General features: G+C 62.0%; 25 protein-coding genes and 1 riboswitch. Of the genes, 14 read left to right on the top strand and 11 right to left on the bottom strand.

What is annotated here, in order from left to right:
- Positions 1-80 precede the first annotated feature (80 nt).
- From ACR9ZQ_RS11930 to ACR9ZQ_RS11905, 6 genes are all read right to left on the bottom strand, one after another.
- On the bottom strand, positions 81-512 hold the full coding sequence (locus ACR9ZQ_RS11930; protein WP_481427875.1) for a GNAT family N-acetyltransferase: 432 nt from the start codon (positions 510-512) through the stop codon (positions 81-83).
- Between the two features lie 112 nt (positions 513-624).
- Complete coding sequence (gene crcB, locus ACR9ZQ_RS11925; protein WP_481427874.1) at positions 625-1,056, bottom strand: fluoride efflux transporter CrcB; 432 nt, start codon at positions 1,054-1,056, stop codon at positions 625-627.
- A gap of 77 nt (positions 1,057-1,133) precedes the next feature.
- Positions 1,134-1,194: riboswitch (Fluoride riboswitch) on the bottom strand.
- An 84-nt stretch (positions 1,195-1,278) separates the two neighbouring features.
- Complete coding sequence (locus ACR9ZQ_RS11920) at positions 1,279-1,740, bottom strand: MarR family winged helix-turn-helix transcriptional regulator (RefSeq protein ID WP_481427873.1); 462 nt, start codon at positions 1,738-1,740, stop codon at positions 1,279-1,281.
- A 102-nt stretch (positions 1,741-1,842) separates the two neighbouring features.
- Positions 1,843-2,559, bottom strand: coding sequence for an SDR family oxidoreductase (locus ACR9ZQ_RS11915; RefSeq protein WP_481427872.1), 717 nt, complete (start codon positions 2,557-2,559; stop codon positions 1,843-1,845).
- 69 nt (positions 2,560-2,628) lie between these two features.
- Positions 2,629-3,003, bottom strand: a complete 375-nt coding sequence (locus ACR9ZQ_RS11910; protein WP_113324795.1) for a hypothetical protein — start codon at positions 3,001-3,003, stop codon at positions 2,629-2,631.
- Positions 3,004-3,493: 490 nt separating this feature from the next.
- Entirely contained in the window at positions 3,494-3,781 is a 288-nt protein-coding gene (locus ACR9ZQ_RS11905; RefSeq protein ID WP_310386499.1) for a DUF4242 domain-containing protein, read from the bottom strand.
- A 153-nt stretch (positions 3,782-3,934) separates the two neighbouring features.
- Between ACR9ZQ_RS11905 and ACR9ZQ_RS11900 the strand changes: the two genes are divergently transcribed.
- Both ACR9ZQ_RS11900 and ACR9ZQ_RS11895 read left to right on the top strand, forming a co-directional pair.
- Positions 3,935-6,562, top strand: a complete 2,628-nt coding sequence (locus ACR9ZQ_RS11900) for an ATP-binding protein (protein WP_481427871.1) — start codon at positions 3,935-3,937, stop codon at positions 6,560-6,562.
- Positions 6,563-7,080: 518 nt separating this feature from the next.
- Positions 7,081-8,025 (top strand): DUF3616 domain-containing protein, encoded by a 945-nt coding sequence (locus tag ACR9ZQ_RS11895; protein ID WP_310386504.1) that lies wholly within the window; start codon positions 7,081-7,083, stop codon positions 8,023-8,025.
- 113 nt (positions 8,026-8,138) lie between these two features.
- Here ACR9ZQ_RS11895 and ACR9ZQ_RS11890 read toward each other — a convergent pair whose 3' ends face one another.
- Positions 8,139-9,029: a LysR family transcriptional regulator gene (locus ACR9ZQ_RS11890; RefSeq protein WP_481427870.1), complete on the bottom strand. Its 891-nt coding sequence runs from the start codon at positions 9,027-9,029 to the stop codon at positions 8,139-8,141.
- Between the two features lie 96 nt (positions 9,030-9,125).
- Between ACR9ZQ_RS11890 and ACR9ZQ_RS11885 the strand changes: the two genes are divergently transcribed.
- The 9 genes from ACR9ZQ_RS11885 to ACR9ZQ_RS11845 all read left to right on the top strand — a co-directional run bounded on the left by ACR9ZQ_RS11885 (position 9,126) and on the right by ACR9ZQ_RS11845 (position 16,598).
- On the top strand, positions 9,126-10,070 hold the full coding sequence (locus ACR9ZQ_RS11885) for an AEC family transporter (protein WP_310386508.1): 945 nt from the start codon (positions 9,126-9,128) through the stop codon (positions 10,068-10,070).
- A gap of 166 nt (positions 10,071-10,236) precedes the next feature.
- On the top strand, positions 10,237-10,422 hold the full coding sequence (locus tag ACR9ZQ_RS11880) for a hypothetical protein (RefSeq protein WP_310386510.1): 186 nt from the start codon (positions 10,237-10,239) through the stop codon (positions 10,420-10,422).
- 154 nt (positions 10,423-10,576) lie between these two features.
- Entirely contained in the window at positions 10,577-11,299 is a 723-nt protein-coding gene (locus ACR9ZQ_RS11875) for a DUF6892 domain-containing protein (protein ID WP_481427869.1), read from the top strand.
- 343 nt (positions 11,300-11,642) lie between these two features.
- A complete protein-coding gene (locus ACR9ZQ_RS11870) occupies positions 11,643-12,440 on the top strand; it encodes a class I SAM-dependent methyltransferase (RefSeq protein WP_310386513.1) in 798 nt (265 codons plus the stop codon).
- Positions 12,441-12,588: 148 nt separating this feature from the next.
- The gene (locus tag ACR9ZQ_RS11865) at positions 12,589-13,224 is read left to right on the top strand and encodes a phage connector family protein (protein WP_310386515.1); all 636 of its coding nucleotides are present in this window, start codon (positions 12,589-12,591) and stop codon (positions 13,222-13,224) included.
- Positions 13,217-15,316, top strand: coding sequence for a phage tail protein (locus ACR9ZQ_RS11860; protein WP_481427868.1), 2,100 nt, complete (start codon positions 13,217-13,219; stop codon positions 15,314-15,316). The genes ACR9ZQ_RS11865 and ACR9ZQ_RS11860 overlap by 8 nt, the downstream gene beginning before the upstream one ends.
- Entirely contained in the window at positions 15,297-15,773 is a 477-nt protein-coding gene (locus tag ACR9ZQ_RS11855) for a hypothetical protein (RefSeq protein ID WP_481427867.1), read from the top strand. Before ACR9ZQ_RS11860 ends, ACR9ZQ_RS11855 begins: the two co-directional genes overlap by 20 nt.
- Positions 15,766-16,272 (top strand): virion core protein, T7 gp14 family, encoded by a 507-nt coding sequence (locus ACR9ZQ_RS11850; RefSeq protein WP_481427866.1) that lies wholly within the window; start codon positions 15,766-15,768, stop codon positions 16,270-16,272. Before ACR9ZQ_RS11855 ends, ACR9ZQ_RS11850 begins: the two co-directional genes overlap by 8 nt.
- A 68-nt stretch (positions 16,273-16,340) precedes the next feature.
- On the top strand, positions 16,341-16,598 hold the full coding sequence (locus ACR9ZQ_RS11845; protein WP_310386523.1) for a hypothetical protein: 258 nt from the start codon (positions 16,341-16,343) through the stop codon (positions 16,596-16,598).
- Here the strand turns inward: ACR9ZQ_RS11845 and ACR9ZQ_RS11840 are convergent.
- Positions 16,576-16,938, bottom strand: a complete 363-nt coding sequence (locus ACR9ZQ_RS11840) for a hypothetical protein (RefSeq protein WP_481427865.1) — start codon at positions 16,936-16,938, stop codon at positions 16,576-16,578. The two genes, ACR9ZQ_RS11845 and ACR9ZQ_RS11840, sit on opposite strands and share 23 nt — an antisense overlap.
- Before the next feature lie 260 nt (positions 16,939-17,198).
- Entirely contained in the window at positions 17,199-17,420 is a 222-nt protein-coding gene (locus ACR9ZQ_RS11835) for a hypothetical protein (RefSeq protein ID WP_481427864.1), read from the bottom strand.
- Between the two features lie 76 nt (positions 17,421-17,496).
- On the opposite strand from ACR9ZQ_RS11835, the gene ACR9ZQ_RS11830 reads away from it, so the two are divergent.
- Together ACR9ZQ_RS11830 and ACR9ZQ_RS11825 are read left to right on the top strand one after the other, a co-directional pair.
- Entirely contained in the window at positions 17,497-19,107 is a 1,611-nt protein-coding gene (locus ACR9ZQ_RS11830) for a hypothetical protein (protein WP_481427863.1), read from the top strand.
- On the top strand, positions 19,104-19,520 hold the full coding sequence (locus ACR9ZQ_RS11825; RefSeq protein WP_481427862.1) for a hypothetical protein: 417 nt from the start codon (positions 19,104-19,106) through the stop codon (positions 19,518-19,520). The genes ACR9ZQ_RS11830 and ACR9ZQ_RS11825 overlap by 4 nt, the downstream gene beginning before the upstream one ends.
- 63 nt (positions 19,521-19,583) lie before the next feature.
- Here ACR9ZQ_RS11825 and ACR9ZQ_RS11820 read toward each other — a convergent pair whose 3' ends face one another.
- The gene (locus ACR9ZQ_RS11820; protein WP_481427861.1) at positions 19,584-20,255 is read right to left on the bottom strand and encodes a VOC family protein; all 672 of its coding nucleotides are present in this window, start codon (positions 20,253-20,255) and stop codon (positions 19,584-19,586) included.
- Between the two features lie 104 nt (positions 20,256-20,359).
- Entirely contained in the window at positions 20,360-21,277 is a 918-nt protein-coding gene (locus tag ACR9ZQ_RS11815) for a LysR family transcriptional regulator (protein WP_481427860.1), read from the bottom strand.
- Between the two features lie 133 nt (positions 21,278-21,410).
- On the opposite strand from ACR9ZQ_RS11815, the gene ACR9ZQ_RS11810 reads away from it, so the two are divergent.
- Positions 21,411-22,280, top strand: coding sequence for an aldo/keto reductase family oxidoreductase (locus ACR9ZQ_RS11810; protein ID WP_481427859.1), 870 nt, complete (start codon positions 21,411-21,413; stop codon positions 22,278-22,280).
- Positions 22,281-22,517 lie beyond the last annotated feature (237 nt).

Here is a 22,517-nt window from a genome sequence, read left to right as displayed (position 1 = left end):
GTGCGGCAGCTACCCGATTTCAGATTCGCGCCATGGAGCGCATTTCGCCTTGCGCAGACGTCGGCTTTGCTGCAGCCATGTCAGGAAATTTGCTTTGTAAGGAGCGGAGTGGCTCTGTCCACATCGACGAGGAGCCATCCGAGCTTTTTGTAGAAGGCCACGGCATCCGGTGCGGCATGAACCTCCAGCCGCGTAAGGCCTTTCTCGGCGGCAAGTCGTTCAAGCGCGTGCATCATGGCCCTACCAATTCCTTGCCGCTGATACTGCGGAACGATCGCGACGAGCCGTACGGTTCCGGGGTCGGCGTGCACAGGCCCGATATCCAGCCGGACGGTGCCAACGGGGACATCGTCGCAGATGAACAGCAGGGGAAAGTGATTTTCTCGATGCTCGTCCGGATGCATCTCATCATAGTCAGACTGGCCGCGCAGTTCGAAGAGAACGTGACGCCTGATCGCGTGATAGTCCTGCCACTGGTTTCTGTCCTGCACCTGTAGGAGCTGCATCTCCATCGCCCGCTCGCCTCGTGTCTTGTTGCTGCAAGGTGTGTTTACCCTGGAGTACTTATCCTCGCAGCCCCGGCGATAAACTTTTTGGAGTCTTTGGTCCGCAGACGATCCCACCTCAAGCCTGCTCCTCGATCGCCGTCTGCGCCACCTGCGGAACCCCGCCATTGATCCGCGTCGCGATCAGATGCCCGAGTGCCACCGCCCCGATGCAGAGCACGACGGAAGCCGCGACATTGATGCAGGCCCTGACCGCCGCGCCCGAGCGCAGCAGGTCGAGTGTCTGCAGGCTGAAGGAGGAGAAGGTCGTGTAGCCGCCGCAGAGGCCGATCATCACGAAGAGGCGCATATTGTCCGACACCGGAAAGCGGCCATTGGCGAGCGTCAGCGTGCTGAACAGGCCGATGATCAGCGAGCCCGTGACATTGATGATAACAGTGCCCCAGGGCAGATCCCGGCTGATCGGCATGGCGATGATCGATACGGCATAGCGGGCGAAGGTGCCGAGCGCACCGCCGGCCATGACGATAAGGCAGGTATTGAAGGACATGCTCGCTCCAAAACTCTCGGACGGGCAATAAAAAACCCGCCTTGCGGCGGGCTCCGGACAGATTCCCACCGCGGTTAAACACGGTAGGAGTCATCAGCCTTTTGGCGGTTTCGGGGGCACTCCATCCCCATCGGCGGGATGTATAGCGTGGGCTGCGGCGGGCTGGCAAGGGTGAGTGTCAGCCTCTCCATCGTCGAGGGAGACACACCCGCACCTGAAAATTCATCCCCCTGAAGCCTCCGCCGCCAAATCCCCAACGACGATATCCCTCAGCCTCTGACGCAGCACCGCAATATTCGCAGCCCCGTTCAGCTCCTCAAATTCACGTTGCGCCGCTTCCCAGAGCGGCTCTGCCTTCTTGTGCAGCAGCCGGCCTTCGTCGGTGATTTCGACGATCCGCACCCGGCCGTCGGCGGGCGACTGGCTGATCGCGACAAAGCCGTCGCGTTCAAGGAAGCCCAGCATCTTGCCCATGGCCGTCCGTTCGATATCCAGCCGTTCGGCAAGCGTGTTCACGGTGGCACCGCCGGCTTCCTCCAGGGCAGCCAACATCAGGAACTGGGTAATGCGCAGGCCGACGGGTTCGAGGTGGCTGTCGTAAAGCCTGGTGATCTGGCGGCTTGCCTTTCTCATGGCAGAACAGGTGCACTGATCGATCCCAAGCGGCTGGTCGGCCAACAACATCGCATATTCCTTTCGATTCCCGCCTCATAGGTGCCATGGGCGCGGCCCTCAGAAAAGCTCCGCGCCGATAATGGTTCAATGGCATCGTCGCGATAGCCGGCGTCAGATGACGCCTTCAGGCGGTGTGATATAGCCAGGCACCTCGGCCGAAAGCGTGCTCTTCAGCACGGTCGTGCCGCGATCGGCCATGACTTCGCTCCTGCCGGCGGCAAGCGCGTCATAGGTCTGGCGCACCACATCCTGCGGACTTGCCTTCGGCACGTTGATACCATCGGTCAGATCCGTATCGACGAAGCCGACATGCAGGCCGAGCACCTGGATGCCTTTCTCGCGCAGGTGAAAGCGAAGCTGGTTCGTGTAGCTCCAGGCAGCAGCCTTCGATGCTGCGTAAGGGGTAAGGATAGGGCGCGGAAGCCAGACGATATCGGAGAGGACATTGATGATGGCCGCCTGTGGCTGCGCCGAAAGGATCGGCTCGAAGGCCCGGGTGACACGCACGACGCCATGATAGTTGACGTCGAAGAGACGCTGCGACTGTTCTTCGACATCACCAGACAGGGGGCCGTCGATCAGCTCTGCGATGCCGGCATTGTTGATCAGCAGCGTCGTATCGGCGGCGAGTCCGGCAGCGGCGGCGATCGATGCCTTGTCCGTGACGTCGATCCTGATCGGGATGATATCGGGCTCATTGAAGCCAGCGGTGTTGCGCATGCCAGCATAGATTTTGGCTGCCCCGCGGCGGCGGGCCTCACGTGCGAAGGCAAGGCCGAGGCCGCGATTGGCGCCGGTGATGAAGACTGTGCTGTTAGCGATATCCATGGCTCATATCCTTTGAAAAGGCGGGATCAGGCGGCATTCTGCACGCCCGGTCCGGCGGGTGACTGCGATTCAGAGAAATAAATGCTCCGGCAGTTTTGCCGAGAGCGCCTCTCGCAGGCCGGCGGCAAGCGACAGGACGGAGCCGAGCGGGCTCATGCGTACGCTGACGTGCGGCACGGATCCGTCCGGGTTGCGATCGACGATGACAGCCGCGGTCAATTTTTCACCGCTCACCAGAACGGCTTCATATTCGAGGAAGAGCCGAGAGCCGACGACCTCGAAGAAGGTCGGCGTCTGCAAGGCATAGAAGGTGCCGACGGTATTGACGGCGAGCGTGATCTCGTCGCGGCCGACAACGGGTCCGCGCAGCACGGAGCTGACGAGCTCGGCGTCGGCGGTCAGGTCGTCCAGAAAGGGATGACGGTCATGTTTATCGTGTGACATGGTTTCCTGCTTTTACGTGCTGATGCGGTTTTGCGGTCAAATAAGAGCATATGCTCCTATTAAGGTAAACGTAGGAGCATATGCTCTTTTCGTCAAGATTGAACGCTGACCTCTGAGATGATGGGGGATCGATGGAAGGAAAGAGGTAGAGAAAGGATTCGAAGATGTGTACGGCCTTCGGCTCACCTGACCGTTGTCGAGCCACGGGTCTCGATCCGTCCTTCAAACTCCCGCCGGGAGAAGGAGATCCAACACGACCTCGGCATTCTCAGGGATGTCCCCCTCGCCCCTGCAAGGACGCCCGAGATCAAAACAACAAAACACACGACGCAATAAAAACTGTCAGGTATCGTCCGGGTCCAAAGCGTCGACCATCAGCCCGGTCGTTCAAATAATTCTCCCGTCCCCCCATTCCCTCCCCAGCCTTACCCGAGGAGGGAACGAGGTGAGCGCCGGCCGCCGCCCCTCGCGTTGCGGCCGGCGTGGTAACTCATGCGCGGGCGGTCTGCCGAGCCGTCTGGGGTCCAAATTCCGAGGCGATCTCGCTCACCAGGTCTGCCGGGAAGCCGCCTTCCCGGGCGTGGCGGTAGACGGTTTCGGCGCTGTCGGCCTCATGCACGCAGTAGATCTTGTCGCCGGCGACATAGCTGGTGATCCATGTATAGGGCCGGTCGAGGCCGGCCACGACCTGGTTCGACTTTGCGGAAATGTTGCACAGGTCTTCCGAGGTGAGCTTGCTTGCACCGGGAATGTTGCGTTCGATAAGATATCTGGGCATGGCGACCTCCTGTTCGCATCCTTGTTGACGAGACCGACGCTAGGCCGATGCCGGGGTCGGCGCATCGGGATATCTCCCCATTTTCTGGCGCTCGCCGCCCTATTTTGGCACGTTCCTATTCCCAGCCGGCAACGATGCTGGCAATAATCCGCCATGCGACTAATCGAGCGCGCCCCCAATCTCGATCATCTTCAGTCGTTGTTGCGCGAGGCCGCCAACGGCAATGGCAGGGTCGTACTTCTCGAAGGGGAAGCAGGTGCGGGGAAATCCTCCCTCGCCGCAGCCTTCGCCGGCGCCGTGCCTGAAGGTACCCGCGTTCTCTCCGGCGCCTGCGAGAATTTCGGTACGGCCGAGCCGCTCGGGCCCTGGCGCGATATTGCCCGGCAAGCCCGCTGGACGCTGACAAGGGCTTCCAGCGGCAACTGGATCACCCTCTTCTCCGAAGTGCTCGATCTCCTGACCGAGGCGCTCCAGCCGACATTGCTCGTCATCGAGGATATTCACTGGGCCGACGACGCCACGCTGAACCTCATCCGCTATATCGGCCGCCGCATCCGCCACACATGCCTGCTGCTGGTCGCAACCGCGCGGAATGACGATACGCCGGGCCAGACGCGGCTCAGGCGGCTGCTCGCCGATATTCCCCCCGCCCACTGGCTGCGCATCACTGTCCCGCCGCTGTCGAAAGCCGCCGTGCTGGAGCTTGCGGACCGGAAGGGGCTCGATGGCGAGGCGATCTTCAGCGCCACCGGCGGCAATGCCTATTTCGTCAGCGAGCTCGTGGATTGCGCCGGCAGCGATTGCCTGCCGCCACTCAGCCGCGACCATCTGCCGACAACCATCCGCGATGCCGTGCTGGCGCGGGCCGATATCCTTGACGAGGCTGACAGGGAGGCGCTCTGGGCCGCCTCCACCTCGCCCGATGCCTTTGCGTCTGAATTGATCGAGGCGATCTGCGGCAGCGATGCCCGCGCCTCGCTTGAAGCCTGCACGGCCTGCGGACTTCTGATGCCCGCAAGTAATGGCCCGGGGGGCAATCTCTTCATGTTCCGCCATGAGATCGCCAGGCAGGCTGTCGAGCAATCGCTGCCGCCTTTGCGCCGTCGGGCGCTGCATGAAAAGGCGCTTGCCTATTTCCGCAACCGTGCCGAGGCCTCGGTCGCGCGCATGGTCCACCATGCCAATGAGGCGCAGGACATGAGCGCGATCTCGGAGCTCGCCCCGAAGGCCGCAGCCGAGGCCGGCAGGCTCGGCGCCCACCGGCAGGCGATGCGCCATTACGAGCTGGCGCTCGTCCATGCCGGCGAGTTAAGCGATGCGAAGCGCGCCTGCCTCTACGAGGGCTATGCCTTCGAATGCCACCTGACCGGCCAGATGGAACGGGCCATCGCCGCCCAGACCAGCGCGCTTGCGCTCTATCGGGCGCTCGGCGATATCAGGCATGTCGGCGACAACCTGCGCTGGCTGTCGCGGCTGAGCTATCTCGCCGGAGACCGCAAGGGCGCCGATGCCTTCGGCCGCGAGGCTGTTGAGGTGCTGGAGCAGGCAGCAAGCCCGGCCGAGCTCGCCATGGGCTATTCCAACCTCTCGCAGCTCGGCATGCTGGCGGGCGATGCCGAGACCGCAACCCTCTACGGCGAGCGCGCCATCGCGCTCATGACATCGGACGATATCGCCAGGCCCGAGGTCCTCTGTCATGCGCTGAACAATGTCGGCACCGCCATCTGCTGGCGGGAGCCGGAGCGCGCCCGGCAAACGCTCGATCAGGCGCTTGCAATCGCCCTCGACCATGGCTTCCAGGAGCATGCGGCCCGCGCCTTCACCAACCGCGCGTGGGTGGAAATCCAGCTCCACGCGGTCGATGCCGCCGAAAATGTGCTGGCGCGCGGCATTGCCTATTGCATCGAGCATGACCTCGATACCTGGCGCGACTATATGCGCGGCGAGCTCGCGGAACTACTGACCTTCCTCGGCCGCTGGGAGGAGGCAGCCGCAGCAGCGCAGGCCGTGGTCGACAACCAGAATGCCCCCGCGCTCTCCCGATACCCCTCGCTCGTGGCACTGGCGACGCTCAGAACGCGCCGAGGCGAGACATCAGGCGAACTGCTGCAGGAAATGGCGAAATTCCTCGAAAACACCTTCGAATTCCAACGCCTGTCCGCCCATGCCGCGCTGGTGGCCGAACGCGCCTGGCTCGGCCTCTGCGACCGGGAGGAAGCGCTCGCCGGCCTGCGGCAGGCCGCTTCCCTCTGCAGCGACGACGCCGCCGGCTCGATGATCGGCTTCTGGGCGCATATTCTGGGTGAAACCGGCCTTGCGCCTGAGGACTCCAGCGGCGACGCCGCCGTCATCGCCATGCTCAACGGCCGTTGGCAGGAGGCCGCCGATATCTGGACCGACCGCCGCGCGCCCTATCTCGCCGCCCTTGCCCTGCTCGACGGCGATAATGACGCGCTCTACCGCGCCCTGACGACGCTGGAAGCCCTCGGCGCCACTGCCGTTATCACCCACGTGAAGGACCTGATCCGCAGGCGCAGCGGCCGGCTTGCGACGCGCGGCCCACGGGCCAGCACCCAGGCCAACGCCGCCGGCCTCACGACACGGGAAATGGACGTGCTGCGCCTGATCGACGAGGGTCGCTCGAATGCCGAGATCGGCGCGCGCCTCTTCGTATCGGCCAAGACGGTGGATCATCATATTTCCTCGATCCTTGCCAAGCTGAGCGCAAAATCGAGGGGACAGGCCGCTGCCGAGGGGCGGAGGCTGGGGCTGCTGGGATAAGGTGAGTCACAGCGCGCGGGACACCCCCTCTGCTCTGCCGGGCATCTCCCCCACAAGGAGGGAGATTGGCTAGGAGCGCAGGTTTCCTCAAATTATCAGCGTTGCGGCCGGCGAAACGGTAGAGAGGGGCGAAGGTCAGGCCGCTTGTCGATCTCCACCCTTGTGGGGGAGATGTCCGGCAGGACAGAGGGGGTGTCACTCGGCACAGCTTCAGTTTTCAGCCCTGACCCGTTGCTGCCGGGACCCGAAAGAACAGGTGAAATCCATTAGAGAATAAAAGTATCGGATCCGCACATTCATAGACCATCAAAGCTGACTGACCGAAACATTCTGCAAAACAAATCCATGAAGATGAATTTTATTCCTGAAAAATAGACTACTATAAATTTATATAACCACGCAAAATGGACTACATATGATTTATTACTAAAATTATCTTGACGCGCACCTTCTGCAATAGTTTACTTGCATATTGCCACCTCACCGGGAGGTTGCGCATCGAGACGGGCGCTTGTCGCATGAGCAATAGCAGCCGCGTGATCCTCTTGGCCGTGTTCTCCTCACTCGTTGGTCCGCTGACAGCCAATGCCGCGCACCACGCGTACCGAGGCATTTGCGAGGCCTCGGCCGCAGCCTTGGTCGATAAGTCTCATGTGGCCGTCGCAAGCGACGATTTCTCCGCGATCATGATCTATCAGCGGGGAAAGCCGAAACCGGTGACAAAATTCGCTGTCGATGATGTAACTGACATCGAAGGCAGCGCCCGTGTCGGCGACACGATTTTCTGGCTCACATCCCATTCGCTCAACAGCAGTGGGGAAGACAAGAAAAAGCGCAAGGAACTGTTGGCAACCGCCGTATCCGCCGACGGGACATTGTCCAATTCCGGCGAAGTCTATCGCAATCTTCGTGCGGACATGGCCGCAGCACTCGGCAGCAGCGAAGACAGTTTGAAGACCCATCTCAACATCGAAGGTCTGGCAGCGACACCCGAAGGGCATCTCCTGATCGGCCTGCGGGGACCGTTATCCGATAATCGCGCCATTGTGCTCGAACTCGCCAATCCGATGCAACTGGTCAAACTGGGTACCGGCGACGTGGGATCTGCGCAAATTACCCCTCCCGTCATGATGGACCTCTCCGATGGACCGGGAACGACCGGCCGCGGCGTGCGTGACATCGCGCTGGTCGGCAACCGATATCTCGTCCTTGCAGGCTCCGAGCCAGATGGCGGCAACCCGCCACCAAAGCTTTTCTGGTGGGATGGAAATAAGGAAGGCCGGGTAACGCCCGGTCCGGAAGTTGATTTCAAGGGGATGACGCCGGAAGCAATCGTGGTCTGGAACGATCAGGAGGGCGAAATCCTCAGCGATAGCGGCGGCGCGCTGATCAAGGGCGTGGAATGCGCCGACAAGGATCCGCCGAAGGACGCCTTCTTTCCCACCGTCGACCTGAAATTCTGAGTTTCGGCAACGTTTGATCCGGCAAGGCAAATGCGTGCCGAGCGTGATCAACGCCGCCTTGGGCTAAGAACAGGTCCCCGTCGCCCGGTGAGGGTCTGGGACCGTAAACGCCATCACACCCGCCCCTCGACACCCGCGCCGGCTGCCACCTCGAACAACTGCGGCACAGCCGGGTTCTTCGCCGTGCGCGAGGCGCAGAGCACGACATCGAATTCCGGCGCATTGTCGAGCCGCCGGTACACCACGCCCTCCGCCAGATCGCTGCAAAGCGATTGCGGGATCAGCGCCACGCCCAGCCCCTCCTGCACCAGCCGGATGATCGTGTGCTGCAGGCGCGGCTCGAAGGCAAAATGCGGGATGACGCCGCCGGCAGCGCAATAGAGGCTGATCGCCGAGCGCAGTGTTGGCGCCACGGTTGCGGGCGCGGCGATCAGTTTTTCGCCCGCAAGCGACTCCGGCCCGATGGTTTCGGCCTCGGCCAGTGGGTGGCCTGACGGCACGATCAGGCACAGCCGGTCACGGGCAAGCAGCAGCGTGCGCAGATGCGGTGCGGGACCGCCGCCGAAGGTGACGGCGGCATCGAGTTTGCCTTCGGTGAGCATCTCCTCGATATCGGTGGGTATGCGCTCCTCCAGGATCAGCCGCACATCCGGACGCGCCTGCGAATAAAGCCGCACCAACGCCGGGATGACGCTATGGGCGGCATGCATCATGAAACCGAGCTTCAACTCACCCTTCATGCCGCTGGCGACCAGTTGCACATCGCGGCAGGCAGCATCGAAGCGTTCAAGCACGGTGCGGCAATCGGCCAGGAAATGCCGGCCGGCCGGCGTCAGCGCCACATTGCGCGAATTGCGTTCGACGAGCCGCACGCCGAGCGTATTTTCGATCCCTGATATCTGCCGGCTGAAGGGCGGCTGGCTCATGTTCATGCGCGCAGCCGCATGGCCGAAATGCAGCGTTTCGGCCAGCGCCACGAAATAGCGCATATGGCGTGTGTCCATTCGATACCCCAGAAGTATCAATCAGCATTGCAGATGACATTGGATTATCTCGATCTCAGGCGCTAGGCAATCATCGCCCTCAAGTGAGACTTGCCCATGCTGACGAACCTTTCGATTGTCCTGCCGATCTTCGCCCTCATCCTTGCCGGCTGGATCGCCCGCAAGACCGGGGCGCTCAGCGAAAATGCCACGCGCGAGGTCAACCGGCTGGTCGTCTATCTCGCTTTGCCCGCGCTCCTCTTCGATATTATGGCCAATGCCAAACCCGCCGAGATCTGGCAGCCGGGCTTCATCCTGGCGTTTACCGCCGGCTGCGCCGTCATCTTCGGGGCCACGCTCTTCTGGCGCGTCGCCAGGGGCCGGCATCTGGCGGATGCCGCGATAGACGGGCTGAATGCGAGCTATGCCAACACCGGTTTCATCGGCTTTCCGCTCGTCCTGTCACTGATCGGCGACACCGGCATGGCACCGACGCTGATCTCGACCATCCTCACCGTCTGCGTACTCTTCGCCGTCGCCATCATCCTGATCGAAGGCGGGCTGCAATCCGAAACCCGGCGGCGAGATATCGCGCTCAAGACGGCGCGTTCGCTGGCGAAAAATCCGCTGTTGGTCGCCCCCGTGCTCGGCGCGCTGGTCATGCTCTCGGGTGTGGCGCTCCCAGCCCCCATCCATGCCTTCCTGAAGCTCTTGGGCGGGGCAGCCTCCCCCTGCGCGCTAATCGCGCTCGGCCTGTTTCTGGCCGGCACCAAGGCTGGCGAAGCGGGCGCCCGGGCGACCACAGCCAGCATTCTCGTCGGCCTGAAGCTGATCGCCCAGCCCGCCGTCACCTGGCTGATCGCCGCACCGCTCCTCAACCTGCCGCCGGCTGCGACCCATACCGCCGTGCTGCTCGCAGCGCTGCCGACAGGCACAGGCCCCTTCATGCTGGCGGAATTCTACGGCCGCGAGGCAAGCCTCACGGGCCGCGTCGTGCTTACCTCGACAGTGCTTTCCGTGCTGACGATTTCGACCTATCTGGCGCTGGCGGGGCGGGTATAGGAACTGGCGGCACCATCCATCTCAGAGCCCAAGAAATCGGCGCAGCAGTTTATCCATATCCCGCCTCTTGAACCGGCGCGGCGTTGCAGCATGTCCCTGACTAATCACTTTTCGTTAGTCGCCATTTCAGAGCGTGGCGGTATCTTTGGTCAGGGAGGATGCAGCCATGGAACGCGTAGAGCCTGCAGATGTCGATCATGATGCCCTGACCAAGGTCTGGTCCGTTACTGAGTTCTGCACCCGACACCGGATCGACGGCAAGGAGGAGAAGCGGCTGCTGCAGCTCTTCGGCGCTTTCGCCACCGCCAGTGAACTTCTGCACAACGCCCGCCGCGAACCGCGTTTCCGGTAATCGCCCGGCAACATCAGGCATTCGGGAGCAGGCCTGACACTCCATTCAGCGCGCGCAGATTTCACCTGGCTAATGTGCGGTAGCCCACCTTTTTTCATCCACCGGCTGCACTAGCTTCTGTCGCGGAGATCCGATCCCTGGTGCATGAGGCGGCATGATCCGAAGACGCAATCTGCTGGTCGGCGCAACGGCCGCAACCATGCTTGGCACGGCGAAAACGACCCGCGCCGCCTTTTATCCCGAACCTTCGGGAGAGCCGGGCGCGCCCTTCGGCGATCCCAATCTCAAGCTCGTCGTCATGTCCGTGATGATGGACAAGGGCATTCTCAATCTCGGCACACGTGAGGAACTGGCAGGCCATGTGCTCGGCCGCGCCGTCGATCTCGACACTGAGGGCCATCATCCGCTCCTGCCGGTGCGCACCTATCTGGAGCGCTATCCGCTGACGCGGGAGATGCTGGACCAGGTGGACACGCTCTATTTCGACGGCGGCAACACCATCTATTCCTACATCTGGAAATTCTGGAGCGGCGAAGATGACAGCTTCGATGTCGCCAGCATGGCTGGTATCGCCAACTGCCCCAATATCACCGCGCTCGATCTCAACTCGATGGTCCGCTTCGTCGATCTCGAAACGCTGAAACCACCGCTGAAGCTGCAATATCTCACCCTCGGTGTCGATCTCGCCAACCTGCCCGCGCTGCTCGACATGCCCGCTCTGCGCGGCGTGAAGATCTATGATGACGATATCTATCGCGATGTGATGACGCCGGGCAGTCCGGCCCGGCATGTGATGGAGAGGCTGAAGGCACGCGGCGTGTCGGTCTGGGTTCACTGGATATCAAGCGATCAGGGAGAGCCGCCGGCCTATCAATGAGCTGGTTAGAACAGGCCGATCAGCCGGGCGGAGCTGATCGCAAGGCCGGCGATCGCCACCAAGATGAAGGCGCACATGATGACGAGAAAGATCGGGTTCTTCACTGTTTCTCCTTCGAGGCCGGGCGATGGTTGGAGGGTGACCTAGCAGCTGCCGACAATAGCGACAACCATTCCGCCGACGACTTGTTTGTCACAGACCCGTCTGCGGGCGGGCCGCATCATCGACACCGGCCAATTCGACACCTCAAAAGCCGGATATCGTAATTGCCCGCCACGCCGCAAAGATGCAGGATCAGCTGCCGTATTCATTCCAGCCGGCATTGAGGGAAGCAGGGCCGATCATGTCATCGATCACCACAGGCAATGAGCAACAATATAGCGACAGCAAAAAACTTGCCGCGCGCGGGCGCCTGAACCGGGAATATACAATTGCCGAAACCGGCTGGTTTCCCTGGGTGGCGCGGCAGCTTCCCCTCAAACCGGGCGATCGCGTGCTGGACATTGGCTGTGGTCCCGCCTGGTTCTGGGCTTCCGTGGCAAACGAACTGCCCGACGATCTCGACCTCACGCTTGCCGATCTCTCCCCCGGCATGCTGCAGGAAGCGCTCGAGCGCTGCCACCCGCTCTCCTTTGCCCGCGTCACCGGCCAGCAGGCCGACGCAACCGCCCTGCCCTTCGAGGACGGCTCCTTCGACACCGTCATCGCCATGCACATGCTCTACCATGTGGCCGATCAGGCGCAGGCGCTTGCCGAAATGCACCGCGTGCTGAAGCCGGGCGGTCACCTCGCGGTGACGACCAATGGCGCCGGCAACATGCGCGGCATGTATGCGCTGACCACAGTGTTCGGCAGCCCGCCATACGACCCTGCGGGTGCGGCCTTCGGCTACGAGACGGCGGAGCGGCTGATGCAGGCGCAGTTTGGCAATGTCATCATGAGCGAGCATCCGGCGCACATGCGAATAACCGAGCCGGAAGACGTGTTCCTGGCGCTGACCTCCTATCCGCCGGGCGATCGGGCTGATGAGGCGGAGCTTGCGGCGTTTCGGGCGGCGATATCAGAGGCTTTCCGTGCGGGCGGCGGCGTGCTTGAGGTGGGCAAGGAGACGGGCTTATTTATCGGCCGCAAGGTGGGGTAAAAGGCTGCACTGTCGAAGGCCCCCTTGTGGGGTTTGGGGCGGGGTCTTTTGTCCGCGTTCATCACGGCCAAACCGATGAAGGTATCGCCCCACTTCACCCTAACAACCATCCCCACGTTAGCCCTACCCCAACTGAAGAGGTTGGTTCATGGCTACCGTCGTCTCTATCTGCAATCTCGCCCTTTCCAATATCGGCAAGGACAATATCAACGATCTCACCGAAAAGAGCGCCGAGGCGCGCGCCTGCAATCAGTTCTATGCGCAGACCCGCGATGTACTGCTGCAATCCTTCCCTTGGGCTGTGGCGGGCAAGACCGTGGCGCTGGGCGCGTTCGACAATGACAAGCCGAGTGTGTGGCGCCACTCCTATGCACGGCCGGCCGATTGCCTGCAGATCCGCTGGATCAGGCCCCGTTATTCCGCCGATGCCGCCATACCGCCCGAAACACTGAAGCCCGATCTCGATGAGGCCGGGCGCGAGATGCAATATGCTTATGCGCTGGAGGGCGACCGGCTCTATTGCGATCTCTCGCCGGCGCTGCTGCGCTATACCTGCCGGCTCACCGACCCGACGAAATATTCGCCGCTCTTCATCGAGGCGCTCGCTTGGCATCTGGCCGTGCGCCTTGCCATGCCGCTGACGCGCGATCCGAAGATCCGCGCCGATGCGATGGCGCTAGCGCAGAGCAGCCAGCGGGCGGCCGAGCAGGCCGAGGCCAATCAGGTGAGGCACACGAGCGAGAGTTTCGTGAGCGAACTGATCGCGGTGCGCGCCCATGGCTGATTTCCGCGCCTACCAGCCTTCCTTCACCGCAGGCGAACTTTCGCCTGCGCTCGGCGCCCGCGTCGATCTCACGAAATATCAGAGCGGCTTGCGCACGGCGCTGAACGTCTTCGTGCATCCGCATGGCGGCGTGTCGAACCGGGCCGGGCTGCAATTCGTCCACGAGATCAAGGACAGCTCGAAGCAGGCCCGGCTGATCCGCTTCCAGTTCAATACCGAGCAGACCTATATCCTCGAATTCGGCGACAAATACATCCGCATCTTCCGCGATGGCGGGCTGGAGCTGACGGGCGCCGCCCCCTACGAGGTTGCGACCGCCTATACGGCAGCAGACGTGCAGGACCTCGTGTTCGTGCAGGAAGCCGACGTGCTCTACCTCTGCCACGTCAATCACCCTGTGCGCAAACTCGGGCGCCTGGCCGACAACAACTGGACGCTGACGACGGTCCAGTTCAAGCCGTTGATCAACCCGCCGGCGGGCACGCCCTCCATCACCAAGCCCGGCGATACATCAGGCAAGCCGGGTTATGTGGCAACCACATACCGCTACTGCGTTTCCGCTGTTGCAGACAGCGGCGAGGAAAGCCTGCCGTCCAATGCCGGCGCCACCGTCAACGACCTCGCCATCCAGGGCGGCATCAACCGTGTCACCTGGGCGGCGGTATCAGGTGCGGCACGCTACATCGTCTACCGCGACGACAACGGCATTTTCGGCTATGTCGGCGGCACGACGGGCCTGACCTTCGATGACGAGAACATCACGCCCGATCTCTCCGACACGCCGCAGGCCGGCCGCAACCCTTTCAATGCGGCGGGCAATTATCCGCGCTGCGTGACATTCATCGAGCAGCGGCTTGCCTTCGCCTCGACACAGAACGACCCGCAGGCCGTCTGGCTCAGCCAATCCGCCAATTACGAGAATTTCGGAGTCTCCTCACCCGCCAAGGCAAGTGACGCCGTGACCTTCCGCATCCGCGCCCGGCAGGTGAACGAGATCCGCTCGATGATCTCGGTACGCGGCCTGCTGCTCTTGACCTCCGGTTCCGAATGGATCGTCACCGGCGGCTCGACCTCGGATGCGATTTCCCCCTCCGCCATCAAGCTCGATAACCAGGGCTATCGCGGAGCCGCCAAGGTGCAGCCGATCGTCGTCGGCAATACGGTGCTTTTTGCCCAGCGCCTTGGCGGCGTGGTGCGCGATTTCTCCTATGACTATACGCAGGATAGTTATGTCGGGAAGGATCTGACCATCCTTGCCCGCCACCTCTTCAAGGGCCGCGAGATATCAGCCTGGGATTATGCCCAGGCGCCCGACTCCGTCGTCTGGGTGGTGCTCGATGACGGCGCTCTGGTCTCGCTCACCTACATGAAGGAGCAGGATGTCTGGGCCTGGACCCGCCATGAAAGCGGCCCCGGCAACGACGCCTTCTTCGAGGATGTGACCGTGATCGAGGAAGACGGCGAGGACGTGCCCTATTTCATCGTCCGTCGCACGATCAATGGCACACAGAAGCGCTATATCGAGCGGCTGCACAGCCGCGCCTTCGAGGATGTGCAGGACGCCTTCTTCGTCGATTGCGGGCTGACCTATTCCGGCCCGCCGGCGACGGTGCTGAACGGGCTAAACCATCTCGAAGGCCAGACGCTCGTGGCGCTCGCAGACGGCAATGTCGTGCGCAATCTCACCGTCACAGGCGGCAGCGTGCGGCTGCAGAACGCCGCCTCGAAAATCCATATCGGCCTGCCGGTGACGGCAGCGATCGAAACGCTCGATCTCGATATCGGCCAGGTGCAGGGCCTCGGCACCGTGCAGGGCCGCACAAAATCCGTCTCCGAAGTGACCCTCCGGGTGGAAAACACCCGCGGGATATTCACCGGACCTGAAGACGGCGAGCGCGATGGTGGCACGTTGGTGGAATACAAGCAGCGCCGCAACGAAAACTGGAACGAGGCGATCAGCCTCTATACCGGCGATCTTACCATCACCCCCTATTGGGACTGGAGCACCAGCGGCGCCATGTGGGTGAAGCAGTTCGACCCGCTGCCGATGACCATTCTCTCCATCATGCCGGATGTCACCCTTGGCCGCTGAGATCGCCATTATCGAGGCGCGGCCGAGCCATGTCAGGCAGATTGCCGCGCGCATGCGGGCAGCCGACCGCGACGAGGTTTTCGCCGCCTCCGGCCGCTCGCCGCTTTCGGCGCTCTCCTTTTCCTACCGCCACTCCTCTCAGGCGTGGACCGCCCTCTTCGATGGCCGGCCGGAGGTGATGTGGGGTGTCGGCGATATCAACATCCTGACCGGTATCGGTGCGCCCTGGCTGCTAGGCACGGACGCGGTGGAGAAGAATTTCCGCGGCTTTCTCAAGACCTCACGCAATTGGCCGGCTCAACTGTTAAGCCGCTACGGCTTGCTTCGAAACTTCGTGGATGCGCGCAATACGATCTCCCTACGCTGGCTCGAATGGCTGGGCTTCCAGCTGTTCGAACCCGTCGAGATCAACGGGCATCCATTCCGGCTATTCGAAATGGGAGAAGCGGATGTGTGATCTTGGTCTTGCGCTGACACTGGGGTCGACGCTTCTCGGCGCCGCCGGCCAGGTGCAGCAGGCAAAGGCGACGGCGGAGGCGAACAAATACAACGCCCAGGTCGCCGAAATGAATGCGCACATCGCCGACAAACAAGCGAAGGACGCGATCGAGCGCGGCAAGCAGGAAGAGCAGCAGAAGCGCCTGCAGACCTCCCAGCTCGAAGGCCGCCAGCGCGCCGCCATGGCCGCAAACGGCGTCGATCTCTCCTTCGGCTCGCCGCTGGATACGATCGTCGACACCGCCAAGATGGGCGAGATCGATGCGCTAAACGTGCGCACCAATGCCTATCGCGAGGCCTATGGCTACAAGGTGCAGGGCACCAATCAGCTCGCAAGCGCCAAGCTCGACCGCATGCGCGCTGAGGCGGCCGTCAAGGGCGGTTATCTCGATGCCGTCGGCACCATCCTCGGCGGCGCGGGCAAGGTTTATACCCAGGCCCATGGCTTGGGTAAGTAGAGCAATTCCAGCAAACTGTGCCGCGGTTTTGCGTCCGGAATTGCGGGAAACAAAAATTGAGGTTCTGAATGCCGACCGTTCCCACCTATCAGGACACCCAGCAGCATGTTGCGCTTCGCCCCGAATATACCGAGGGTTTGACGGCCAGTGCTGACGCCGATGCCTTCGGCACCGCGATCGGCCGTGGCATGCAGAATGCCGCAACCGGCCTCGGCACGCTGGCCGATGCCGTAGTGAAAGTCGAGCAGCCAACGCCGCCAAGGATCGCCAGACGAAATTCGGCGACTGGTCGCGCGAGGCGCTTCATGGCAAGGGCGGCTTCCTGACGCTGACGGACCGCGCCGCCGTCGAAGCCGCGCCGCCTTCGAAAAGCTTGCCGAGCAGAAACGCGCCGAATTCGGCAAGGGGCTGAGACCGGGTGCTGCGCGCGCCAATGACGAGGCCACCCGCACCAGCATGAACATCCTGCTGGACAGCACGATCAGCCACACATTCGACCAGCGCAAGGTCTGGTTTGCCGAGACCTCCTAAAAGAGCATCAAATCCTCGGCCGAGGATGCCGTCGCCGTCTATAACGATCCGGCCAAGGTTGCTGCCGCCATTCAGAACGGCGTCACCGAGATCGAGCATCAGGGCCGCATGCAGGGCTGGAGCAAGAGCGCACAATATGTCTCCGTCGACGACGCGAGCTACGATATTACCGTGCAGTATGAGGATATCCCGCGGGATCTCAGGATGGCGATCGAGGCGGATTTGACGAAGCAGGGAAAGCCGAAGCCAACGCGAAAACAGATTGAAGATGAATATGAATTATTTATCCTCGATCGCTGAATTGATGCATTAAGAAAAAAATGGCCAGTTCCGCGTCGTAAAAGACCTCGGTCAGCTCACTCCCTTCTGCAACGAACCACCACCAAAATGCATCTTCAGCCGCGCGGGTCCGCCACTGCGGCGCCGGCATCGATATAGTGCTGGGGCACACAGACATGGCGTAGCCCATCGGCGATGGTGGTGGCGATTGTCGCGTCGAAACCGAGCTGCAAGGCCGTGACGATCGGATACCGGCGGAAAAACGCAGCGATCGAGGCGCCTGCTGTCACGGCCGCGAACCGGGCCATCTGCCCGATGACGAAGCAAGACCGTCTCATCGCTCGAAGTGGTTTGGCTAGGTCAGGCCGACAACCTTCCTGAGCCTATGGTTCGGGAAACCAGAGGTACAATCACATGACCATTTCGAGCGAGATAAATCGATCCGGCCCCTATAATGGGGACGGCGTCGCCACGGCTTTCGAATACAAGTTCAAGATCCTGGAGCCCCGTCATCTGCAGGTGATCCGGACGGATGCATCGGGCACGGATTCAATCCTGGTGCTCGACGCCGATTACACTGTGACCGGCACTGGCAATGATGGAGGCGGAAGCGCGGTCATCGTCCCCGCCCCGGCGGCCGGCACCAAGATAACTTTGCTGCTGGACGTGCCCTTTACCCAGGAAACCGACCTGGAAAACCAGGGCGCCTATTATGCGGAGACCGTCGAGCAGGCGCTCGACCTCGTTGTGATGAGGCTCCAGCAGCTCAAGGAAAGAGCGGCCCGCGCAGTCACCATTCCGCCGTCATTCGATTCAGCAACGATCGACAAGCTGATTGCAGACGTTCTGACGCTCAGCAACAAAGGCGATGCGTTGGAGGCAGTTGCCGCCGTCTCGCAGTATCTGGAGACTGTGGCAGGTATTGCTGATGACATCCCTGATGTTGCCGGCCTCACACAGACCGCCCAGCAGAAAGCCGCGGAAGCCGCTCAGTCGGCAACGAACGCAAATGCCAGCGCCGGCCTCGCGACCGCCTACGCAACGAATCCGGAAGATGTCGCGATCCCCGGTTCGGGCGGGCTGTTTTCCGCCTTTCATTGGTATCGGAAGACTGTGGCGATCTACAATGACGTCGCCAATACCCTGGCCGGCTGGCTTCACGGCGCGGCGACAAAGACCGACATCGCGGATGGCGACGAGTTCGCCATCGCCGACAGCACGACAGGTTGGGGCCTGAGAAAGGTTCTGGCGGGCAGTATCGTCAAATATGTGGCGTCAGCGCTCGGGCTGGACTTCATGGTCGGCTTTGTGCCCGCCTACTCCACCGCTACAACCTTTACCGTAGGGGCCGGCTTCGGGTTCTTCGGAGGCGGGAAGCATGCCACGGCCGCGGATGCCACCTGTAGTCTCGCAGCTACCTTCGGGACGGGCCTGGGTTGCCTGGATACCGGCACGGTGCAGGCCGGTAAGACCTACTTCGTGTACGCCGTCAGAAGCCTGGATGGGAACACCAGGTTCGTCGCCTCGTTGTCGGCCATCGAAGGTGGTGTCGCGGTACCCTTGGGGTGGGAGCTGCTCTCTGGTAGCCGAATAGGCATCATCCTGACGAACAGTTCCGGAAACATCGTCATGTTCCAGCAGTCTGGCAACCGGGTACTTGTTGCGAATGCCTTGCTCTACTCCAACACAGCGGGCAATGCGACATGGACCCCCCTCACCCTTCCCAGTTGTCCGGTAGGTATCTCGGTGGATGCCTTGGTGTTTATCGACATAAGCACAGGGACGAACGGTGACGCCATCTCCGCTATGGGCCCGGTATCCTCTCTCTTCACTGGCCTGATGATTGCTCGCAGCCGCGCCACAGGTAACTCCGGAGGTGGTGGAACTGAATTTGGGGCTCTTACCCCAGTCAGGACGAATGCCTCGGCTCAGGTAATGCGCGAGGTGGACATAAGCGGTACAGCAAGTGTGGCAGCATACTTGACAGGTTGGGATGATTGGCAATGCAAGAGGTTTTGGGCATGACCACGGTTTATGTAAGGCAGGACAGTGAGGGAAAAATCCTCGAAATTCTGGGGGCTCCGCAACCAGGGATGCCGGATGCCACTGCTCACGATGACCAGGAGCCCCTGATCGCCAAATTCCTCCGCGACCCCCTCGGCCTCGAAGAGGCCTTCCCTTCCCTCAAGAAATGGCAGCTTTGGCTCGCCGCGCTCGAACTCGAACCGCCGGTTTTCAAGGCCGATGTCCTCTCCCTCGTCAACGGCATGGCTGACATGTCGGTGAAGGACAAGGAAACTGTGCGCATCATGATCGAGGACGCACAGGAATATTCCCGCAACGATCCCCGCATCGATCTGCTCGCGGTGGCCATGAGCATTCCGCCGAACCAGATGGATGATCTCTGGAAGTGGGCGGCCCAGATCGAGCCTGTATGATGTGAGCTGTCGTAAAATGGTCAGCGGGCCCAGCCATCCGGCCCGCCCTGCTCGCCAATCAACTCACAGCGGCAGCGGCTTGCCCGTCTGCTCGGCCATCATGTATTCCGCATACCAGTCCGGCCAGTTTTCGTCATGCTTGCCGCCATTGCGCTTCTCATGCTCGCCATGGGCTTCGGCTGCCCGGCGCAGCCCTGCAGCAAGGTCTTTCGCCGTGCCGAAGGCGGCAAGGTCAGCGGTGATGCGACCCGGCAGCCGGGCGGTGATTTCCTGGAAGAGCCAGCCGTTGCCGTCAGGGTCGTTGAAGGAAGCGAAGGAACGATAACTGCTGCGATCGGGATCGGGGCCGTTGACCCGGCGCCGGCCGAAGAGATAGGGCACGTCAGGCCCGCTATAGACCTCGCCTTCAGGATGAAAGGCCCCGCTGACCTCCACACCGCGCTCCCGCAATTCCTTGCGGGTCGCCTCGATATCGGAGACGACGAGATAGAGCCCCTGCGCGGAGCCTGGTGCCGCCGGTGTCACGTTTTTCCCGAAAATGACGGAGGCGTTCGAGCCCGGCGGGGTGAACTGGATCACCCGGTAATTGTCACCAGAGGAATAATCGGCATCGAGGCGCCAGCCGAGCCCGCCGTAAAATGCCTTGGCCCGGTCGACATCCGAAACGGGCACGACAATGATCTCCAGCTTCATCTCGCTCGTGCCGTTGCCGGTCATATTGCTTGCGCTGCTCATGATCTCCCCCTCCATCGTCACTACGATGGTGTTGTTGATGATGGCGATGCGGCGAATGCATCGCCCGCACCCACTCTACCACGTTGCGGGCCGATGATCTCTTCTCACGCCTCCCGCGGCATCGCCTTGACGAAATCGATGAAGGCGCGCAACGGCGCCGGCGCCAGCCGCCGTCCGGGATAATAAAGGAAAGGGCCGGAAAAGCTCTCCCACCAGGGCTCCAGCACCGGCTCCAGCGCGCCGCTTGCAAAATAGGGTTTCAGCCAATCCTCGAAGGTGAAGACGACGCCGGTTCCGGCAACGGCCGCATCGACGGCGAGATCCGTGCCGCCGCCATTCTGGACGATCAGTGGGCTCGGCGGATCGACCCTGATGATCTCACCATTGCGCTCGAACTCCCAGACCGGGATGGCGCGGCCGGCAAAACGCCCGCGGATGCAGGCATGTCGAAGCAGATCCCGCGGATGCTCCGGCCGCCCGTGTTCTGCGAGATAGGCGGATGAAGCACCGCCGGCATAACGCTGGACGCGCGGGCCGATCGGCACCGCGATCATGTCCTGTTCCAGCCGCTCGTCATAGCGGATGCCGGCATCGCAGCCTGCGGCAATGATATCGACGAAATTCTCCTCGGTGACGATTTCGAGGCGGATATCCGGATAAGCTCTCAGAAACGCGGGCACGATGCGCGGCAGCAGCAGTCGCGCCGCGCTGACGGGCACATTGAGCTTCAGCGTGCCGGCCGGCCGATCGCGAAAATCTTTGACGAAATCGAGCGCCGCATTGATCTCGCTGAAGGCGGGGCCGAGCCGCTCCATCAGCCCGCGGCCGGCCTCCGTCGGCACCACGCTGCGTGTCGTGCGATTGAGCAGCCGAACGCCAAGTTCCGCCTCCAGCCGCCGTACCGCATCGCTGAGCGCCGATGAGCTCATATGCCCTGCCCGCTCCGCCTCGCGGAAACCACCGGCCCTTGCCACAGCGAGAAAAGCGCTGACATCACTGATTTCTGGCGAACCTTGCTTCATAATCCTGATCTCACCGATTGTCCTCCATACAGGACAGCCCGTCCGGATTATAGCCAATTGTCACAGCAATGATACGGACCTATCTCCCTCGTGCCTTCAATCGGGGCCTGCCTTCAATCGGAGAAGAGATTTCATGTCCACTGTCGAAAAATCCGGAACCTTCAAGCTCGGTGACCGCACGGTAAAGCGGCTCGGCTATGGTGCCATGCAGCTCGCCGGCAAGGGTGTCTTCGGCCCGCCGCGGGATCGAAACGAGGCGATCGCCGTGCTGCGCGAAGCAGTCGAAAGCGGCATCGACCACATCGACACCAGCGATTTCTACGGCCCCTTCGTCACCAATGAGATCATTAGGGAAGCGCTGCAACCCTATAGAGACGATCTCGTCATCGTCACCAAGGTCGGCGCGCTGCGCGGCGCCGACGCCTCCTGGAATCCGGCCTTCTCGAAGGAAGAGCTGACCGAAGCAATCCACAGCAACCTGAAAAACCTCGGCCTCGACGTGATCGAGGTGGTGAACCTGCGCGCCATGTTCGATGTGCACGGCCCGGCCGAAGGCTCGCTCGAGGCACCGCTGACGGCTCTCGCCGAGCTGCAGCGGCAGGGCCTGATCAAGCATATCGGCCTGTCGAATGTCACCGCAAAGCAGGTGGATGACGGCCGCAAGATCACCGACATCGTCTGTGTCCAGAACCAGTATAACCTCGCCAACCGTGAGGATGACGCGCTGATTGACAAGCTCGCAGACGAAGGCACGGCTTACGTGCCCTTCTTTCCGCTCGGCGGCTTCTCGCCCCTGCAGTCCTCGACGCTCTCGGATGTCGCCACCCGCCTCAGCGCCACGCCGCTGCAGGTGGCGCTCGCCTGGCTCCTCAAGCGCGCGCCGAACATTCTGCTCATCCCGGGCACATCCTCGCGTGGTCACCTCAGGGAAAACCTCGCAGTTGCCGATATCGAGCTGCGTGATGATGTAATGGCCGAGCTCAACGGCATTGCTGCCGCGTAAGGCGCCTGACTCAACGCAAGGCAACAGATGGCGGCGGATCATCCGCCGCCATCCAGGAAGTCGCGTCACAGCACCTCCCCAGATTGACGAATCGCGCCGGCATCGACATCTTCTGGGTCAGGCGTGGCCTGCGCCCAACCTCCAACGATCCTCCCCGGCAGGGTCTTTCAAACGGAGGCAAAGGGACTTCCGTCTCGGGTTCGAAAACCTTGGTCCGATCGCTCGGGCGTGGTTGCC

Source organism: Rhizobium sp. KNZ14-9A (assembly GCF_056755015.1).
Note: the sequence above shows the minus strand (reverse complement) of the source record. Positions and strands in the feature narration are given on the sequence as shown.

Coding starts and splice junctions, on each gene's coding strand:
- ACR9ZQ_RS11895 (WP_310386504.1), top strand. CDS start 7,081: ATGAGCAATAGCAGCCGCGTGATCCTCTTGGCCGTGTTCTCCTCACTC.
- ACR9ZQ_RS11905 (WP_310386499.1), bottom strand. CDS start 3,781: ATGCCCAGATATCTTATCGAACGCAACATTCCCGGTGCAAGCAAGCTC.
- ACR9ZQ_RS11915 (WP_481427872.1), bottom strand. CDS start 2,559: ATGGATATCGCTAACAGCACAGTCTTCATCACCGGCGCCAATCGCGGC.
- ACR9ZQ_RS11850 (WP_481427866.1), top strand. CDS start 15,766: ATGTGTGATCTTGGTCTTGCGCTGACACTGGGGTCGACGCTTCTCGGC.
- ACR9ZQ_RS11910 (WP_113324795.1), bottom strand. CDS start 3,003: ATGTCACACGATAAACATGACCGTCATCCCTTTCTGGACGACCTGACC.
- ACR9ZQ_RS11870 (WP_310386513.1), top strand. CDS start 11,643: ATGTCATCGATCACCACAGGCAATGAGCAACAATATAGCGACAGCAAA.
- ACR9ZQ_RS11890 (WP_481427870.1), bottom strand. CDS start 9,029: ATGGACACACGCCATATGCGCTATTTCGTGGCGCTGGCCGAAACGCTG.
- ACR9ZQ_RS11860 (WP_481427868.1), top strand. CDS start 13,217: ATGGCTGATTTCCGCGCCTACCAGCCTTCCTTCACCGCAGGCGAACTT.
- ACR9ZQ_RS11875 (WP_481427869.1), top strand. CDS start 10,577: ATGATCCGAAGACGCAATCTGCTGGTCGGCGCAACGGCCGCAACCATG.
- ACR9ZQ_RS11845 (WP_310386523.1), top strand. CDS start 16,341: ATGCCGACCGTTCCCACCTATCAGGACACCCAGCAGCATGTTGCGCTT.
- ACR9ZQ_RS11835 (WP_481427864.1), bottom strand. CDS start 17,420: ATGAGACGGTCTTGCTTCGTCATCGGGCAGATGGCCCGGTTCGCGGCC.
- ACR9ZQ_RS11830 (WP_481427863.1), top strand. CDS start 17,497: ATGACCATTTCGAGCGAGATAAATCGATCCGGCCCCTATAATGGGGAC.
- ACR9ZQ_RS11855 (WP_481427867.1), top strand. CDS start 15,297: ATGTCACCCTTGGCCGCTGAGATCGCCATTATCGAGGCGCGGCCGAGC.
- ACR9ZQ_RS11815 (WP_481427860.1), bottom strand. CDS start 21,277: ATGAAGCAAGGTTCGCCAGAAATCAGTGATGTCAGCGCTTTTCTCGCT.
- ACR9ZQ_RS11885 (WP_310386508.1), top strand. CDS start 9,126: ATGCTGACGAACCTTTCGATTGTCCTGCCGATCTTCGCCCTCATCCTT.
- ACR9ZQ_RS11930 (WP_481427875.1), bottom strand. CDS start 512: ATGGAGATGCAGCTCCTACAGGTGCAGGACAGAAACCAGTGGCAGGAC.
- ACR9ZQ_RS11810 (WP_481427859.1), top strand. CDS start 21,411: ATGTCCACTGTCGAAAAATCCGGAACCTTCAAGCTCGGTGACCGCACG.
- ACR9ZQ_RS11900 (WP_481427871.1), top strand. CDS start 3,935: ATGCGACTAATCGAGCGCGCCCCCAATCTCGATCATCTTCAGTCGTTG.
- ACR9ZQ_RS11865 (WP_310386515.1), top strand. CDS start 12,589: ATGGCTACCGTCGTCTCTATCTGCAATCTCGCCCTTTCCAATATCGGC.
- ACR9ZQ_RS11825 (WP_481427862.1), top strand. CDS start 19,104: ATGACCACGGTTTATGTAAGGCAGGACAGTGAGGGAAAAATCCTCGAA.
- ACR9ZQ_RS11820 (WP_481427861.1), bottom strand. CDS start 20,255: ATGAGCAGCGCAAGCAATATGACCGGCAACGGCACGAGCGAGATGAAG.
- ACR9ZQ_RS11880 (WP_310386510.1), top strand. CDS start 10,237: ATGGAACGCGTAGAGCCTGCAGATGTCGATCATGATGCCCTGACCAAG.
- crcB (WP_481427874.1), bottom strand. CDS start 1,056: ATGTCCTTCAATACCTGCCTTATCGTCATGGCCGGCGGTGCGCTCGGC.
- ACR9ZQ_RS11920 (WP_481427873.1), bottom strand. CDS start 1,740: ATGTTGTTGGCCGACCAGCCGCTTGGGATCGATCAGTGCACCTGTTCT.